We start from the raw sequence: 17,529 nt of genomic DNA, 5'->3' as shown, positions 1-17,529 counted from the left end.
GTTGAGCGTATGGACGCTTTCCACAGAATTTTGTCGCGGCGTGAGTTGCCCGAAGTGGATTTGACCAAAGGGCGCAGTATTGCCTATTCCCGCAGCACCACCAGTCGCATTATGGAAATGCTGGATGCGAACGGACACGGCAATGTGCATGGCGGCGTGATTATGCGTATGGTGGACGAGGCAGCAGCAATTGTGGCGATAAAGCACTCTCAACGCCCTGTGGTAACGGTGCGGGTGGATCGCTTTGATTTCCTTGCACCTGCCTATATCGGAAATGTGCTGTATATCCATTCTGCATTGGATTATGTTGGTCGTACCAGTATGGAAGTGCGCGTAGAGGTTAAAACTGAGGATTTGATTACCGGGGAGGTGCGCCATATCGCCAGCAGTCAGCTAATCTTTGTAGCGCTAGATGCTACCGGCAAACCTACCGGCGTACCTCCGCTCGAACCTGCTGATGATGAGGAACGCGCTATCATCGAACGCGCCATCCGCCGCCGCGAACGCGCCAAAAAAATCGAGCAAGAACTCAAGGATTTGTAATAGGAAACAGGCGTGGGGTTTAAGCCCCTTGTTCAATTATTCCTATCTATTGTATTTTAATTCACAATTTCACCCAAATATATATATATATTTACCAAAATATTTACCTATATACGGTATCCTATTAGCGATTTAATTGTGATTATCGTAACAATCTTTTAAATGTGAAAGGCTACTTCTGTGACAAAAACCACACGGGGCAAACCCAAACTGGCAGTTTGGAAATTTACCTCCTGCGATGGTTGCCAGCTTACATTACTTAATCATGAAGACGAACTACTTAAATTACTAAGCGATGCCGAGTTGGCTTATTTCCCCGAAGCTACCAGTTCTCACCTGAAAGGTCCCTACCAATTATCGCTGGTGGAAGGCTCAATTTCAACTGCCCACGAAGCTGAAAAAATACGAGAGGTACGCGCTGCCTCTAAATATTTAGTGACGATGGGCGCTTGCGCTATGGGTGGCGGTTTGCAGGCGCTTCGTAATTTTAAAGATGCCGGTGAGTTTACGAGTGTGGTTTACCCAATGCCAGACTTCGTTGAAACCCTTCATAAATCTACGCCTATATCAGAACATGTAACGGTGGATTATGAGGCGCGTGGTTGCCCAGTCAATACCAATACATTAATTCAGGTGGTTAGAGCCTTCTTGTTCGGGGAACCATTACCCGAAACAAATAATCGCAGCGTGTGTGTGGACTGTAAAAAGCTTGGAGTATCATGCATAATGCTGGATCAAGGTATTACATGTATGGGACCTCTTACTCAATCGGGCTGTGGGGCGTTATGTCCTTCTTTTAACCGAGCTTGTGCCGGATGTTATGGTCCTCGCAAATTTGCCCATCCAGAAGCTTTAGAGCGCCACTGGAGGCAATTGGGTATTCCAGAAGCTGAAATTGCACGCGCATTTAGAGGAATACATTCCTATGCAGAACCATACCGGAATCATACCCTAAAAGAGGAGGCAAAGGTCGATGAATCAAACTAGAACTATCAAGGTTGAAAATATAGCGCGAATTGAGGGTGAAGGTAAGCTTCTGATTAAAGTAAGGCATAGCGAAGTGGAAGCGGTTCATCTGGATATTTTTGAACCGCCCCGCTTTTTTGAAGCATTCCTCAAAGGTCGGCACTATAAAGAAGTACCGGATATGGTTTCGCGAATCTGCGGTATTTGCCCGGTCGCACATCAAATGAGTTCGATACACGCGCTTGAGCAAATTTTGGGAGTAACTATTGACCCGCAAGTGAGAGCATTACGCAGAGTATTATATCTGGGCGAATGGCTCGAAAGCCACGCTCTCCATGTACATATGTTGCATGCGCCCGATTTTGTAGGCACTACCGATGTAATTCAGATGACTAAAACCTACCCTGAAGAAGTACAGCGTGGCATCAAGTTAAAAAAACTCGGTCATGAAATTATGACGGTGCTTGGAGGCAGGGCTGTACATCCCATTAATGTGAGAGTAGGCGGTTTTTACAAAAGTCCAAAAAAGGCAGATTTAGCAGACCTTATTGAACGGCTGAAATGGGGTAAAGAAGCTGCGCTGGATACAATACGCTGGGTTTCTACCTTGCCTTTCCCTGAATATGAGCAGGAATACGAATTTGTATCGTTGCAACATCCCGATGAATATCCGGTAAATGAAGGCAGGCTAATTTCCAGCCAAGGCTTAGATATTCCAATGAGCGCTTACGAAGAGCATTTTGTGGAAGAGCAAGTTGCCAATTCTAATGCGCTGCATTCGCGAGTTAAAGAGCGTGGCGCCTATCTGGTAGGACCTCTGGCACGCTTTAACCTTAACTTTGATAAACTTGCCCCAATAGCGCAGCAAGCCGCACAGGAAGCGGGTTTGAACGGAACTTGTAATAATCCATTCAAAAGTATTATTGTACGCAGCATTGAAGCGTTACACATATGTGATGAGTCTCTTCGCTTGCTAGAAAATTACGAAGAACCTGACAAATCGGCGGTTGATACCGAACCACGTGCTGGCAAAGGCTATAGTTGTACCGAAGCGCCCCGTGGTCTGTTGTATCATTACTATGAGTTGGACGAGCAAGGGTTGGTGAAAAGCGCACAAATTATACCGCCTACCGCTCAAAACCAGAATAAAATTGAAGAAGATTTGTTTCGCTTTGTGAGCGAAAATCTTGAAATGCCCAAGTCTCAAATGACAGCCAAATGTGAGCAGACTATTCGAAATTACGATCCTTGTTTGTCGTGCGCCACTCACTTTCTTAAGCTGGAATTTGATGAGGAGTAAATTTTGACAACTGGTAGCGTTATAAAATTGCCCATCCTAATTATAGGGGTGGGCAATTATTTCAGAGGCGATGACTCAGCCGGGCTATTGATTGCTCAAACTTTGGCAAGTAAAAATATGCAGGGTGTGCAGGCAGTAGAATTTGATAGCGATGGAACAGGCTTGCTCGATTTGTGGGAGGGGGTTGGGAGGGTGATTTTGGTTGATGCTGTTTCCTCCGGCAATAAATCAGGTCGAACCTATCGCTTTGAACCACTTGCCAAGCCCTTACCTTCAAGCTTTTTCAGCACTTCAACCCACAATTTTGGAGTAGCCGAGGCAATCGAATTAGCACGCGCTTTAAATTGTCTTCCTTCGCGTTTGGTTGTATTTGGGGTTGAGGGTACAAACTTCAAAATGGGGGATCCGCTGTCTGACGAGGTTGAATCGGCTCTTCCGTACCTGATAGAACAAATTCTAGACGAGGTGGAGAAACTAAAGCAGGATTGAGGCGGTTTCGTTTGGCTGTTAACTTTTTACTGTATAAAGAGAATTCTTAGAGACGTTTAAAAACGTTTTTTCTATGCCAATTCAATGCTTCGATATCAGGCAATCTCTCATTAATATCAGGTTTAAAGATCGGTCTATCTCGCATCATCAGAAAAACACCCGGAGCATTACCGCTTAAAGTAAGTTGTTCAGATGCTAACACTGTGTAATGAGTGGAAATTCCCGTCACGCCCTCGTCAAAAGCCCAATGACATAAATGACAAAGGGCTATGCCATTAGTAACACTATCATTTTTGCTTATACTCCACGGAACAATATGTGCCGCTGCTACTGCGGTATGTCCCTCTGCTGTAATCACCTTTAAACCGCAAATAGCACAGCGATGCTCGTAGGCTTTCACTACAGCCTTTCTGAAAGCCTGATCTCGCACCTGTTTTACATAATCTACCGAACTACCTGCCACTTCCTTAATATTTAAGTTTTGAGAAGGTTTTTTGAGCAAATTCTCACTATATTCGAAAACAGCTTTATTCACCTGACTCAATTCTAAAAGTTTTTGCTGAATACTCTCTAAAAAATACTTTTGGATCAAAAGTCTTCTGAAAGCATCGCGGACTTCTTTAATAACTAGCAAGTTGAACAATTCATCGTCAAACTTTGCCCCGATCAACACTTTTTTTAACCCTGATGCACTATTTTTTTCACTGGATAAATTTTCCAAACCCGGCTTCGGTATAAGCTGCCAGAAACCATCTCCTGTTAAGTGGTAAAAAGGCATTCCAATATTGCCTATCTTTTCAGGCGCTAATACTTTTGAGCAATATAGGGTGAAAAGCTCTCCCAGTTCCTGACACAGCTCAATTAGATTTGTTTTAATAATCCCTTGTTCAAGGAGGTCTAAAATTGATAATAAAAGGAGAGGTTTATATGGCGCGGCATACAAAGTCTCCGCTGGCCATTGGCTACGATCCTTACTCTGGCGCAAAATCCCAAACATCCTAAAATACTTTTCAAAAGGTTCGTTACTCAAACTAATCCCTGTAATTTTATGTGTTTTTGGTTCAGGCAACCCGATTCAGCCCTAGCTTTTCGTCTTCCCTTGTTGCACCCTACTCGTATGTAAGGCAGCAAACGCTATGATACTGAATCAGAAAAATAATAACAAAAAAGGCAGAGCTTTTTGGCTCTACCTTTCTTTCTTTTAAGCGGAAGCGACGGGATTTGAACCCGCGATCTCATCCTTGACAGGGATGCATGTTAGGCCGCTACACCACGCCTCCACACTTAGAGGATATTACCAGAAATGCGCCTTGATGTCAAATCAGTTTTGAGCCTGAGTAATATCCTGACAAATGCTTTTTTAGCTGGCAGCGTCAAACTTAGACTTGAATTTAGCTACCAAACGAGATTTACGGCGGGCAGCCTGATTCTTATGAATAATACCTTTTTGGGCTGCTTTATCCAGTTTACTTATAGCAACTCGAACACTTTCTAGGCTCGATTCCTGGTTCCCACCTTCAACCGCTATATTAGCGTTTTTCACATAGGTTTTAAGAGAGCTACGCACCGGCCCATTACGTGCCGTTTTGCGCTCATCCTGACGGATTTGTTTAATCGATGCTTTCAGGTTAGCCAAAGCTTCCAGTTCCTCCTGCCCCATTTTGTAGGGGGTTCTAAAAATTCGCACTTACACTTAACTTACGAACAACTATTATATCAGAAAGCTTCCTACCTTGCAAACATATTTTGTTCGGTTAACAGGGCGGTTACATAGTCAGCATTTCCATTTCCAACATCCACCCTATGTAACCAGAAAATTAAATTAGTCGTTTTCTTCCACATAAATAATTTTACTGCCTTGTGACTCGAACCGGAATTCCATCGGTTTTAAGTTAGGCAATGCGCCAAGAATTTCCGGCTGTTTTGCGGGAGGCGCAAATAATAAAAGGAATCCGCCACCGCCTGCCCCTAACAACTTGCCCCCAATTGCGCCATGCCTACGCGCTATCTCATACCATTCATCAATCCTGTTGTTGCTGATACCGCTTGCCAACTTGCGTTTTTCAAGCCAGCCTTGATGCAACACCTCACCGAAACCTTCAAGGTTATCGCGTTGCAGGGCTTCTCGCAACTCGCCAGCCATTTGGGTCATTTTACGCAAGGCACTTCTTTTCCCATCATCACTGGTAATATTGGCATTTTGCTCATGAAGAATCTCATTGGCAGAACGAGTAATGCCCGTATAAAACATCATGAGATGCTCTTGGAGCTTTTGCTTTGTCTGGATATTAAAAATAATTGGGTCTGAGAATACACTTTCATCAGGATTAAACTGAAAATATCTGAGACCACCAAAAGCCGCAAAATACTGATCTTGCTTGCCAATTGGTTTACTGCAACGCTCGATTTCTATGTGGCATGCTTCCATTCCAAGTCTTTCGGCTCCAGCATGTTGCCCTCTGTATGCGTATAGTGCATTCAATAACCCTACTGTATAGGTGCTTGAGGAGCCTAAACCAGTACCGGCGGAAGGTATATCAGAGATTGATGTTATCTCAATGCCGCCATCCAACTCCATTAATCTCATGCTTTCCCGGATAAGTTCATGTTTCAATTCGTCAACCGAATCCACTATTTCAGTGACCGAATAGCTTGCTCGAATCTTTGAGTCGAACTTGCGATTAACGGTGATGTAGATATATTTATTGATAGCAGTGCCAATTACGGCACCGGGTTCAAGCTTGTAAAAGGAAGGCAAATCACTGCCGCCTCCTACAAAACTTATTCTCAAAGGGGTGCGGGATACAATCATACTTAGCCTCTTTGGTCATTTTTACCTGATAGCTACCAAATTAGCTTCCTAAAAAAAGCTCTATTTATAATAAAGCAAGCCCGATCAATTTCGCTGATCCAGTAGCACATGTGCGCCATATTCTTCAAATTGGAAGTTCATTTTCTTCAAGCCATAAGCCTGCATAGCGCTGATTACAGTTGCTTGTTTTGCAGGGCGGCAATAAAGTAAAAGGAAACCGCCACCACCTGCGCCGGTTATTTTCCCGCCGATTGCGCCTGCATCGAGGGCGGTTTTATAAACTTTGTTGATATTAGTGTTGGCAATGTTTGGAGAGAGGTTCTTTTTGCGCTGCCAACCTTCGTCCAGCAACTCGCCAAAAGTATCGAAATCCTCGCACTCAAGGCATTTTTTAGTTTCAAAAGCCAATTCTTTGATATGGTGTAGATTTTCCAACACCTGCTTATCTTCTCGGATTATAGAAGTAAATTGCTCACGTAAAATTGTGGTGGATTTTGAAGAGACACCAAGAAAGAAGAGCATTAAATTATTTTGTAACGCTTTCTTTCCTGCCGAACTAATCTTAATTGGTATTGGTCTTACGTCTATAGCGTTGAACTCTAGCAAATTCAAACCACCTAAAGCAGAGGCATATTGATTTTGTTTGCCAATTGGCATTTTGAGCATCTCTAATTCAATATGGCAAGCCATTTCCGCTACCTGAATTTTGCTCATATTTTGGTTGCGCTTACGGGAAAGACCGGTTAGCAACCCCACAGTGGTAGCGCTACTACTACCCAAACCAGTGGCAGGAGGTACTTCCGATGCTAGGAAAATGTTTTCGCCTTCTTTAACGCCAAATTGGGTGAGAACTGCTTTGGGTAAAGTTAGGTCATCTTCCCAGATTAAGTCGTGGGGTATATTATAGTGGTGTACTACAGAAAAAACTGATTGGTAGTTTGCTGAAATTATCTGGCTATCACCTAGCCCTATTTCGTTAATCATAACGTAAAAGTATTTATTAATGCTGGTACTGACAACCAAGCCACCAAATTGCTCATAATAGGCAGGCATGTCAGTGCCACCTCCTGCGAAACTTATTCGCAGCGGCGCTCGGGCTATTAACATAATGCGTTTAACCTCTTAACCCTTAACCAATTCCACAAAATTTTACGTTGGAACTGTGTTTTTATACCCTTGTAACCTGTATGGTATTACTTCAAGCAGCAAAGTACCAAGCCGCTTGTTCTTCATCAATAGCAGTAAAATCGATTCTTGGAAGGCTAAACCAGAAGGCGCTACCCTGTCCCAACTGGCTTTCAACGCCGATTTTTCCTCCATGCCGCTCTATCAAATCTTTGGCGATGTTCAAACCCAGCCCAAACCCGGCATAACGGCTGTCGTTGCTGTGAATATGCCGACAAAAAATGCTTTCCAAATTTCCCCTACTAATTCCAGGACCTTCGTCTCTAACAATTACTCTATAACAATCAGTAGTCTGTTCTAAAGTAATTGTTATACTGCTTTCCATAGGAGCGAATTTTATAGCGTTTGTTATCAGGTTTTGGAGGCATTGTTGGAGCCTAGCAGATGTACCCAACACATAGCAAGCTTGCCCAATTGGATATTGAATCTTAAGCTCAATATTTCCAACTTGCGCTATCCCACTGAATTGAGAAACAGTTTCTCGAACCAACTCATTCAAATCTACCAAAGCGTAATCAATTTCAAGTTTCTGGCTATTTAATTTATCAAGACATATTACATCTTCAACCAAACGATTCAATTGCAACAAGCAACTCGAAATAGATTCAATTATATCTCTCTGGGTTGCATTCAATGTACCTATAGTTTCTTGCAACAAGAAACTGTTAAACCCTGAAGCGGCTTGAAGAGGAGCGCACATATCATGCGCGATTGTAGCAAGCAATGAAGACTTCTGAGAGTCAAAAGAACAGTAATCAGGCATCAGGTTTTTCTGCTCAACCGGATTGCTGTTATTGGTATCGTTAAATCTTAAAATTGTAGTTTCCATCGTAATTGTTCCCACTTCAATGGTTAAAGAGGTTTGCACATTTTATAGCCACTACCTACCACAGTCTCAATATATTTGGGATTTGTCGGGTCAAACTCAAGCTTTTTTCGCAAACGTCTGATATAAACGTCCACCACATTACTTACGCCTTCGTAATCGTAGCCTAGAGCGATTTCTGCTATTGTAGTGCGCTTCATAACCTTACCGACATTGTTCATTAAGCAACTCATTATTTTCATTTCAGTTGGAGTAAGGCTTACAATTTTTTTAACTCCAACGCGAATTTTCAATTCATTTATGAGCAACTCGAGATCGCCAATTTTAACTTGATCCTGCACAAGATGTGGCTGCATCCGACTGGAGCGGCGTAATACAGCCCTTACTCGCTCAACCAGTTCAGAATGGTCGTAGGGTTTCACTACATAATCATCTGCCCCTAACTTGAGACCTGAAATTTTATCAACCTGTGTACCACGAGTAGTGAGCATGACAATTGGAATACCCGGTTCTTCTTCTGCCAATTGACGACAGAAAGTGAAACCATCACCATCTGGTAAGTTAACATCAAGGAGTATGAGAGAGGGAGAATCATGCATCAAAATGGAGCGTGCTGATCTGATACTTTCGGCAAAAATAATCTCAAAACCTTCGCCTTGGAAAAGAAACCCCAGCATTTTGCGTGTCATGGGGTCATCATCCACAATCATTATATTCATATTTACACTCCAACCCAACCCGTATCCCTATATCCCTAAACTTGATTTTAGGGTTCAAAATATATTTAATCACAGGGATTATACAGGGCTACCCTTAACGAGTTACTAAGCTTAATCTAACTTTGAGACCGTTAACTCTCAGACTAGCTAACAACCCAAACTGATTTAAATCAAATTCTTAATGAAGAGATAAGGTTTTTTACCTATGCTATAGGTGTAGTAACAAATATAGTGGATTGTAATGGGGGAGCGATTAGTTCATAGTGTTATCAAGAAAATAATAACCATCTCTACCGAAATTAGTTTATTTACCTGTGTTGTGAAGTATATAACTACTTTATATTAATAAATTTATATAATTTTAGTATCCTTGTCAATAGATATACTGAATAAAAACCATTACAATTTGTTAATATATTCTTTACCGCCAGACACATTTGTTCGGTTTTGTTTTATACTCTTTTCTTTCTCATTTTGCCTTTCAACAATTATCTTCTTCCATGCTAATTGTGTCTTAGCGCATGGGTTTTGATTGCTATACTACTTAAACCCCTAGGGGGTAGCGGTAGGGCTATCAGGGCTGTTGCAAGAAAGAAATTGCCCCCTATAAAACGTTTTTCAAAGGTATTAGCATGGGGTGATTTCGTAGGGTTGGTAAAGGCGTTGGGGAAGGGAACAACGGACTAAGGGACTAAGGGCGGTTCGCACCTACTACGACGCATACCCTTTCAGGGTACGAACCGCCCCTACAAAAACGATTTTCTTAAAGTTTCCGGGCGGGCGCTGGAAATGGAAATGCCGACCTTGCAGCCGACCTGTGGTTTGCCCCTTCACGCTTGCGTTTACCCCCTTAAAAGGGTAAACTTTAGTAATGACTCTGTCGGTTAGGGCAAAACCGATACTTCGGCACCGTCCCCCGCGGAACTAAAATATCCCACAGTTGTGTCGCACGCTTGTGCGCCTTTTAAATAATTATTTGTGTAACCGAAAATCGGAAAAGGTTTGAAAGGAAGTAGCATGATGTCATTTGAGACAACTGCCTCTGATTATGAGCCTTTAACAGGCGATACCCAAATAGAGGAAAGTAATGAAAATAATATGATTGATGAAAGCCCACCCGAAACACCGGTAAATGAAGCCATGCGGCAGGTATTTAGCGCAGTAGATATTACCAAATTACCGATTGAAACTAAACATCCGCCACGAATGAATTATAATATTACTCTGGATAATTGTTTGCTATTAAAAGTAAATCGCCATATAAACGGATTTGATGGAACGATTTGTCCTAATGCAGTAAGAGTATTGTGCGGCGCTCCTGAATATTTTCGCCAGATGTATTGTGAAAAAGGGGAATCCCGTTGTTATGACTTAGGTTTATTTGGTAAAGATGAATACAAAGTTTGGAAACCTGCTGATGATGAATATAGTGAATTTCTCTCGACTATAGCGCCCGGCAATATAATGCTCTTCTGGACGAATCGAGGTATTTTCAATTATCTGGTAGGAGTTTATGTAGTTGATAAAGTGGAAAGGCGCGATAGCCGAGATGGAATGTTGCTAGGTCGCCCACATTACCTTATCACTGGCAGGCAAGATCTTTCGGTTCGTTTCACCGACAGCCTTATTGATAGCACCCCAATCTGGAATCGGAGCGTCCGCAGCGAAACCTTCAGTAAATATGTCCGTAAAATTGACCGTAGCGCTATAATTCCATTTCTACAACGTATTCAGGAACAGCATGAATTGAAATCGAGCGAAATGCGTACCGCCGGGCGTATTTCTGATGCGGAGCATTGCGATATTACAGTAGATCGGCTCATAAAAATCATTGATTTGGTGGGGGAAGGCAACGATACTAATCGCCACAAAAGCACCGCAGGCAATGGAAGTTCCAAGCCTATTTTGCAGGTTGCCCCTCCACCTGCCCAACGTCTTAACAAGGCTGTGGCAGTTGAGGTGGAACGGGTTATCAAATTCCTGCGTGAAGAAAAATTATATTACCCAGATGAGTTAATCTGGCGTTATCATATATCCCTAATATCTAAACCCTTTGTAATCTTAACCGGAGTTTCCGGCGGCGGCAAAACTCGCCTCACCGAAGTATATGCTCACGCTATGAACGGCAAATACTGTTTAGTTTCGATACGCCCGGATTGGCAAAGCAACGAGAGCCTACTTGGTAGCTACGACATCCTCAACAAACGCTTTATACCCACCGAATTTTGCCGCCATGTCTCTAACGCTGCAATCGAGTGGCGGCGGAACGGTAAGAACGCCCGCAAATATTTCGTGTGTCTGGATGAAATGAACCTAGCGCGTGCCGAATATTACTTCAGCGACTTCCTGAGCCGTTTAGAAGTGGAAGGCGACCTTCGTAAAATACGCCTGTACGACCAACCGCAAGGCTCTGATGATGATATTGAGCAAGATTTATATATCCCGCCCAACCTCTGCATTACCGGAACCGTCAATCTGGATGAAACGACCCATACCTTTAGCCGGAAGGTGCTAGATCGCGCCAATATTATCAAGATTGACCGAATCGAAATCGGGCATATGCTGGATTTGCTGCGAAGCGATTATGATGAAGTGCTGCTCGATTTCGTCGGCACGCATCTCAAAGAAATCAACCTACGCCTTGCAGAAGCCGGGCAACAGTTCGGCTACCGCACCGTACATGAGATACTCGATTGGGTAAACGAAGCCTACCAATCGGGCTATTTCACAATGCCAGCCGCTCTCGATATTCAAGCAGTACAAAAGATTCTGGTTAAACTGGAAGTAAGCAGCGACCACAACCGCCAAACTTCTATGCTTGAAAAGCTCAACACCTATTTTGATCAGGAAACGCGCAACGCCGAAACAGATCGCCCGCTTTTCGAGCGCAGCAGTGAAATGGTGAATGAGCTAATCGCCCGGCTACAAGAAGAAGAAATAGTTATAGGGCAGTTGTAAATTATGGCATCTTCAGGTTTAAACTCTTCCTCAAATCAGCCTTTTATAGCAAGCGGTTTGAGCGATTTTGAAATCGAAATGCTCTCGCGAATCAGGGTGACGGTCAATCGCCGCAGCTTGCATTGGCGCAGCGAAGTGGTGTTGAGCGAGCGGGAGCGTCTTGAGTTTGAAATTGATACCAGTGACCTCCCGCTTGATATTTATGCCATTACCCTTGAACTGGAAAGGGATGAAGTCACGCAGGGCATTCCAGTACATTGGAATACGCGCCGCGCCAATAACAAGGTCAGCACTCGCGAGTGGCAACAGCGCATGCAAGAGGAACAATACGCCGGAGATTGTAGCGTAACTTTGCTATATCGCGGCATTCCGGTGCCGGGTTTTACTGCCAACATCTTGTTTCAGGTATCGCGCCTAGCTGAACAACACTATGAGTATATGCGCGATGAATTGCGAGAGCAGAATGAAAAGGTGCTGTACAGCGAGCGTGGGCGCACCCATGAAATTGCGGTGCTAACCAGTGGGAAAAGCCCCGCCGCAGTACGCTATGAAGTAGTGAAAGTGCATTACGATCGGTTAATCGGGGTGTTGCCGCTAATCCTCGACTGCCCACATCGCGAATTGCGCCGCTATATCTCGATTGAGCCAGCCAGCGCTATGCGTTCCCTGACATATAGCTCGCTGCAACTTGCTGCTCGTAGCGGGGCAAGTTGGAGTCCAATCGCAATTCCAGACGAGCGGGCTATTGACTTGCCAGAAACTGAGCCGCTTCTGCCTAAATCTGATGCTGCCCAGAAATTGCATATCCCGCCCACCTCTCCGGTACCGGTAGCAGCATGGCAGGAAAAGCTCAAGAAGATGCAAGACCGCTACAATGCCACCCACAAAAAAAGTAAAGAACCATCCGTCAGAGCTTTGCCAAACCGCCTACCCGTGCCACGTCTCGAAGAGTCTTTTGATACCTATGAGAATAGATTCCTGAAGATGGTGGTGCATAAGTTGGTAGAACTCATGAAAATGATTGAGAAGCAGCTTATGGAAGAAATTATATCGGCGAAACGAGAGCAAGAGCGCAGTAGCCGCACCCGCAACGCCCTGTTGGCTGCCCGAATACAAACCAATCAGAGCTATATCAAAGACTTACACCGGATGCACAAACGACTTGAAGATTCGCTAACCAGCACTTTTCTAGAAGATTTACCGCCGCCCGGTAAACGTCGCTCTAGTGTGGTGCTGCGTGAAAATCGCTATTATCGGCAAATTCGCCTGATTGAAAGCGCCCTAGACAAAGATATGAATCTTTCTGCCAGCACCGTTGGTTTGGAACGGATGGATCGAGGCTTGCGTCTCAGCAGCGTTAACCAACTTTACGAATATTGGACTACTGTAATAATTTTGCAAACGATGGTGGAGCGTTTGGGTTTTACGGTTATTGCCAAAGAGGGGCGACCTGTTAACCTCAATTCAATTTTGAGCAAGAATACCCGCTTTAACTATATCCTAAATAGTGGCGGTTCTATGGAATTATTATCCTCATTGGGCAAGCGGGTGGTGATATATTATGACAGGGAGTATCGAGGACGCGAAGATCAATTGCCAAGCGATGGACCTTTATACTACGGCTACTACTCGCCCCAAGGCTTCGGCTCTACTAAGCGTCGCCCGGATATTGCCATCGAAATTTTCAGTGAAGATGAGCGTGTACCACGCATTATTATCTTTGATGCAACATATAGCCGCGACTCACGCACTCTTTACGCCAAATATCAATACCGCGATAGTATTCGCGATTTCACCCACTCCGATGTGCTTTCCGGCACTCCAGCGCGGGCGGTAGTTGCTGCATGGGCGATATTCCCCGATTTCCCAAACCGGCTAGAGCATGACGAATATCGCTTCGGGCAATTGCCCTTGTTGCCGGGACCGACCGCTGCCAGCCAACTAACCCCGATTCTGCGCCGATTGCTCTTTATGGCAGGCGCAATCGAATAATCAAAGTAATTACTGGGGGAGTGCCTAATAAGGCAGAGGAAATAAGTCTTAAAAGCCTTTTTGCTTCTGCTAAGCCACCTAAAAAATGTGGCAGAACTAAAAGTCACATTTCCTAAAATAGGCACTCCCAATAAGTGGAATTAATAAATTTAGCTTGGAGAGTACAAAATCAATGGGAATTAATAATCAGAGCGATTATGCTTTCAAGATTAAAGCGGGCGAGAAAATCAAGTTGCATGATTACGACCCGAATTTTACCTCCGGGTTGAACAAGGAAGATGCTGCCGCGCATTTTGCCAAATATAGCGCAGAACTGGAAGAGCTTCAGGAATTATTGATTGCCAGCGGTTCTCATAGTGTGCTGGTAGTTTTGCAAGGCATGGATACCAGCGGCAAGGATGGTACTATACGCCATGTGATGAGTACCTTGAATCCGCAAGGCTGCCGGGTAATCAGTTTTAAAGTGCCTACCGCCAACGAACAGGCGCATGATTTTCTGTGGCGGATTCATCTGGAAACGCCCCAAAAAGGCGTTATCGGGATTTTCAATCGCAGCCATTACGAGGATGTGCTGGTAGTGCCGGTGCATGGGCTTAAACCAGAAGAAGTGGTTGAAAAGAATTATGAACATATCAATAATTTCGAGCGTTTGCTTGCCGACTCCGGTACGATAATCCTGAAATTTTTCCTGCATATTTCAAAGAAAGAGCAATTGGCGCGTCTTAAAGAGCGTGAATTGAATCCGGCAAAAAGTTGGAAGATGTCGGTAGCGGATTATAAAGAGCGCGAGTTATGGGACAAGTATCAGCGACACTATGAAGAAGCCCTGAGCCGTTGTAGTACAGAGCATGCCCCTTGGTGGCTAGTTCCGGCGGATGCCAAGTGGTATAGGAACCTAGCAGTTGCCGAAACGCTGGTGGAACATTTGAGACCGTACCGTGACAAATGGAAGAAAGCTTTGGACGAACGTGGACAGGCTGCTATAAAGGAACTACAAGCAGCACGCGCGAGAGGCGAGATTAATAATAGCCACTCTTGAGATTTAAAAAATTTGTTTGCGCTATTGCATGTACTGCTTTATTATTAGGCTGGTGATATAAACCCTTATATATATAAGAAAGGTCTCATATAATATGAAGCTTATATCAGAAGAGAATCGGGCTTTTCTAATAAAACGATTTGCCGATGAGCTAAAAGACCCTGTGACTATAGAGCTTTACACGCTTGGAAGTTATCATACCTCTGCTGAGGAAATCAAGGATAACGGCGAAGAATTCGAGGTAGTTGAGGAAGAAGCCTGCCGGATAACTCGTCAGCTATTAACTGAACTATCCGAAGTTTCCGAAGGGAAAATCCGGTTTGTACTGCATGATATGGAAACACCTGAAGGTGAAGCAACCGCTAATCTGGAAGGGATTCAACCCGGCATGCTCCCTGCGCTGGCTTACAAAGCCGCTACCCTCAAGGGTAAGTCCCATTATTATGGGATGCCAAGCGGTTACGAGTTCGGCACATTGGTTGAGAATCTAATATCGCTGTCCGGTGGAAAAGCCGAATTGAGCCAGAAAGCACAGGAACAAGTAGAGCAAATGAGCCAACCTGTTTCTTTGCTGATTTTTGTAACCCCTACCTGACCGCATTGCCCACCCGCCGCCAGTATGGCGCACCAAATGGCAATGTTGAATCCCAATTTTAAGGCAGAAGTGGTCGAAGCTAACGAATTTATGGAATTTTCGCAGCAATACTATGTGTATGGCGTTCCCAAAACCGTAGTGAACAACCTGCTTCAGTTTGAAGGGTCTGTACCCGAATCGGCTTTCATGAAATATATAGTGCAAGCCACTAGCTGATTTGAAAAAAACTACCAGAATACTGTAAAGTAAGGGCGTAGAATGTCTGCGCCTTTTAAAATTGCCGGAGAATATATCTTGAAAACACAATTTACAGAGCTTTTTGGAGTTGAGAAACCTATAGTACAGGGCGGGTTGCAACATCTTGCGCTTGCCAAACTTGCCGCCGCCGTTTCTAACGCGGGTGGCTTGGGACAAATAACCGCGGCGGCTTTTCCTGACCCGATTTCTTTCAGAGAAGAAGTACGTTTATGTAAGAGACTTACTAGCAAACCCTTTGCCATTAATTTTGCGCTTGGACATCGCCCTATGTTTGACCTTCTCGATGTGGCGTTGGAAGAAGGGGTACGTTGCATAAGTATTACCGCCGGAAATCCCGAAACAATGATTCAGCATGTGCGTAATGCCGGGCTTGCAGATGAGGTGAAAATTCTGGTACTGGTGGCAGGTATTCGTGCTGCACAGAAAGCCGAAAGTTTGGGAGCGCATTGTGTGATTGCGGTAGGCTACGAGGGTGGCGGTCATTTGGGGCGCGAGGATATCGGCACATTAGTGCTGGTTCCAAGAGTAGTGGATGCGGTAAAAATCCCGGTATTGGCAAGCGGCGGTATCGGTGATGCGCGAGGTTTGGCGGCTGCGCTTGCGCTTGGTGCGGCTGGCATTGAGATGGGAACGCGCTTTGTTGCTACCAGCGAGTGTATTGCTCATCAGAACTACAAAGAAGCGCTTGTGGCTGCTCGCGAAACTGACACCGAAATTATTGAACGTTCTATAGGACGACCAGGCAGAGCGTTAAGGGGTAAGGTATCACAAGATATAATAAAATTGGAAGCAACCAATCCTAGCCTTGACCAATTACTACCCTTTATCTCTGGAGAAGTAAATAAACATGCGGCGGTATCCGGTGAGATGGATGAAGGCTTTGTGTGGGCAGGGCAAGTTGTCGGATTGATACATGATATACCCACCGTGCAAGAGTTATTAGAACGGATAACTAATGGCGCGGAAGAAATCTTGAGCAATTTGGGTAAAAATGTAGTGCAACCCAAAGAGGGGAGCGCGTAGGCTGCCATGAAATTTTGCCCGATGTGTGCTACTTCACTGGAAACCATGTTGAGCTTTGGCGTAACCCGCCCAACCTGTCCGATGTGTGGCTATATAGTATTTCAAGACCCAAAAGTAGTAGTGGTGGCGCTGGTAGAATATGGCGGTAAAGTTTTGCTCGGCAAGCGCAATATTAATCCCTGCTTAGGCAAATGGAGTTTTCTCAGTGGGTACGTTGAGCGGTGCGAAAAAGTCGAAGAAGCCGCCCTCCGCGAAGTAAAAGAAGAAACCAATCTAGATGTGACCTTAACAGCTTTATTGGGTGTTTACAGCGATAATAATAACCCAATTATTCTGATAGTTTACCGGGCTGAGGTAGTAAGCTCTATTCTTGATATGACTCCCCAACTTGATGAAGTAAGCGAACTGGCTTTTTTCAGTTTGAATGAGTTACCTGAATTGGCTTTCCCCTTTGACAGCAAAATACTGCGGCATTTTGTCACAGGAGACCGCCAGATAGCTCTGGATTAAACTCTAAAATTTTGAACCAAAAAAGAGGAGGGCATTTAGAACCCTCCTCTTTTTTTAATTTCTAGTAACGACCTCCACGGTCGCCGCCGCCGTAACCCCCACGATCGCCACCGCCGCCATAACCCCCACGGGTACCGCCACCAGTTACGGTGCAGTTGTCTTCGTCGTCAATCGTTACAGTTGAGCCGTACCCATATGCCCAATTGTCTTGAGTATTTTTACTCTTCTCGAACGCCGCATCCTTGGAGGAAGGAGAAGCAAAGCCAAGCAGGCCGTCTTCGTTGTTTGCGTCACCACGGTATTGAACTGTGACG

At 44.5% G+C, this 17,529-nt stretch carries 17 protein-coding genes, 1 tRNA gene and 1 pseudogene; 11 read left to right on the top strand and 8 right to left on the bottom strand.

Features of this window, described 5'->3' with window-relative positions:
* The first annotated feature begins 9 nt into the window (after window positions 1-9).
* The 4 genes from WCK19_RS13090 (at window position 10) to WCK19_RS13075 (ending at window position 3,298) form a co-directional block, all read left to right on the top strand.
* Window positions 10-543 (top strand): acyl-CoA thioesterase, encoded by a 534-nt coding sequence (locus WCK19_RS13090; protein ID WP_342397832.1) that lies wholly within the window; start codon window positions 10-12, stop codon window positions 541-543.
* 180 nt (window positions 544-723) lie between these two features.
* Window positions 724-1,530 (top strand): hypothetical protein, encoded by an 807-nt coding sequence (locus WCK19_RS13085; protein WP_342397831.1) that lies wholly within the window; start codon window positions 724-726, stop codon window positions 1,528-1,530.
* Window positions 1,517-2,809, top strand: a complete 1,293-nt coding sequence (locus WCK19_RS13080; RefSeq protein ID WP_342397830.1) for a Ni/Fe hydrogenase subunit alpha — start codon at window positions 1,517-1,519, stop codon at window positions 2,807-2,809. The genes WCK19_RS13085 and WCK19_RS13080 overlap by 14 nt, the downstream gene beginning before the upstream one ends.
* A 3-nt stretch (window positions 2,810-2,812) precedes the next feature.
* Window positions 2,813-3,298, top strand: coding sequence for a hydrogenase maturation protease (locus WCK19_RS13075; protein ID WP_342397829.1), 486 nt, complete (start codon window positions 2,813-2,815; stop codon window positions 3,296-3,298).
* Between the two features lie 46 nt (window positions 3,299-3,344).
* Here WCK19_RS13075 and WCK19_RS13070 read toward each other — a convergent pair whose 3' ends face one another.
* The 7 genes from WCK19_RS13070 to WCK19_RS13040 all read right to left on the bottom strand — a co-directional run bounded on the left by WCK19_RS13070 (window position 3,345) and on the right by WCK19_RS13040 (window position 8,840).
* Window positions 3,345-4,367: an HNH endonuclease gene (locus tag WCK19_RS13070; protein ID WP_342397828.1), complete on the bottom strand. Its 1,023-nt coding sequence runs from the start codon at window positions 4,365-4,367 to the stop codon at window positions 3,345-3,347.
* Window positions 4,368-4,504: 137 nt separating this feature from the next.
* A tRNA-Asp gene (locus WCK19_RS13065) sits at window positions 4,505-4,578 on the bottom strand.
* Between the two features lie 80 nt (window positions 4,579-4,658).
* A complete protein-coding gene (rpsT, locus tag WCK19_RS13060; protein WP_342397827.1) occupies window positions 4,659-4,934 on the bottom strand; it encodes a 30S ribosomal protein S20 in 276 nt (91 codons plus the stop codon).
* 186 nt (window positions 4,935-5,120) lie between these two features.
* Window positions 5,121-6,110, bottom strand: a complete 990-nt coding sequence (locus WCK19_RS13055) for a hypothetical protein (RefSeq protein ID WP_342397826.1) — start codon at window positions 6,108-6,110, stop codon at window positions 5,121-5,123.
* Between the two features lie 84 nt (window positions 6,111-6,194).
* Window positions 6,195-7,163, bottom strand: a complete 969-nt coding sequence (locus tag WCK19_RS13050) for a hypothetical protein (protein WP_342397825.1) — start codon at window positions 7,161-7,163, stop codon at window positions 6,195-6,197.
* A gap of 145 nt (window positions 7,164-7,308) precedes the next feature.
* Entirely contained in the window at window positions 7,309-8,124 is an 816-nt protein-coding gene (locus WCK19_RS13045; RefSeq protein ID WP_342397824.1) for a HAMP domain-containing sensor histidine kinase, read from the bottom strand.
* Between the two features lie 23 nt (window positions 8,125-8,147).
* Complete coding sequence (locus WCK19_RS13040) at window positions 8,148-8,840, bottom strand: response regulator transcription factor (protein WP_342397823.1); 693 nt, start codon at window positions 8,838-8,840, stop codon at window positions 8,148-8,150.
* Window positions 8,841-9,857: 1,017 nt separating this feature from the next.
* Here WCK19_RS13040 and WCK19_RS13035 point away from each other — a divergent pair.
* The 7 genes and pseudogenes from WCK19_RS13035 (at window position 9,858) to WCK19_RS13005 (ending at window position 17,215) form a co-directional block, all read left to right on the top strand.
* Entirely contained in the window at window positions 9,858-11,798 is a 1,941-nt protein-coding gene (locus tag WCK19_RS13035) for an AAA family ATPase (protein ID WP_342397822.1), read from the top strand.
* 3 nt (window positions 11,799-11,801) lie between these two features.
* Window positions 11,802-13,790: a DUF2357 domain-containing protein gene (locus tag WCK19_RS13030; protein WP_342397821.1), complete on the top strand. Its 1,989-nt coding sequence runs from the start codon at window positions 11,802-11,804 to the stop codon at window positions 13,788-13,790.
* A gap of 172 nt (window positions 13,791-13,962) precedes the next feature.
* Window positions 13,963-14,829: a PPK2 family polyphosphate kinase gene (locus WCK19_RS13025; protein ID WP_342397820.1), complete on the top strand. Its 867-nt coding sequence runs from the start codon at window positions 13,963-13,965 to the stop codon at window positions 14,827-14,829.
* 94 nt (window positions 14,830-14,923) lie between these two features.
* Window positions 14,924-15,424: a hypothetical protein gene (locus WCK19_RS13020; RefSeq protein WP_342397819.1), complete on the top strand. Its 501-nt coding sequence runs from the start codon at window positions 14,924-14,926 to the stop codon at window positions 15,422-15,424.
* A gap of 12 nt (window positions 15,425-15,436) precedes the next feature.
* Window positions 15,437-15,640 (top strand): annotated as a pseudogene (locus WCK19_RS13015) (thioredoxin family protein); the annotation flags it as partial.
* Window positions 15,641-15,718: 78 nt separating this feature from the next.
* The gene (locus tag WCK19_RS13010) at window positions 15,719-16,705 is read left to right on the top strand and encodes a nitronate monooxygenase (RefSeq protein WP_342397818.1); all 987 of its coding nucleotides are present in this window, start codon (window positions 15,719-15,721) and stop codon (window positions 16,703-16,705) included.
* A gap of 21 nt (window positions 16,706-16,726) precedes the next feature.
* The gene (locus WCK19_RS13005; RefSeq protein ID WP_342397817.1) at window positions 16,727-17,215 is read left to right on the top strand and encodes an NUDIX domain-containing protein; all 489 of its coding nucleotides are present in this window, start codon (window positions 16,727-16,729) and stop codon (window positions 17,213-17,215) included.
* A 61-nt stretch (window positions 17,216-17,276) separates the two neighbouring features.
* On the opposite strand, the gene WCK19_RS13000 is transcribed toward WCK19_RS13005, so the two are convergent.
* On the bottom strand, window positions 17,277-17,529 hold a 253-nt coding region (locus WCK19_RS13000; RefSeq protein WP_342397816.1), incomplete at its 5' end, for a hypothetical protein.

The sequence above is a fragment of the Candidatus Chlorohelix sp. genome, from assembly GCF_037138995.1.
In the GTDB taxonomy this organism is placed as follows: domain Bacteria; phylum Chloroflexota; class Chloroflexia; order Chloroheliales; family Chloroheliaceae; genus Chlorohelix.
This window is presented reverse-complemented; position numbering and strand designations above follow the sequence as displayed.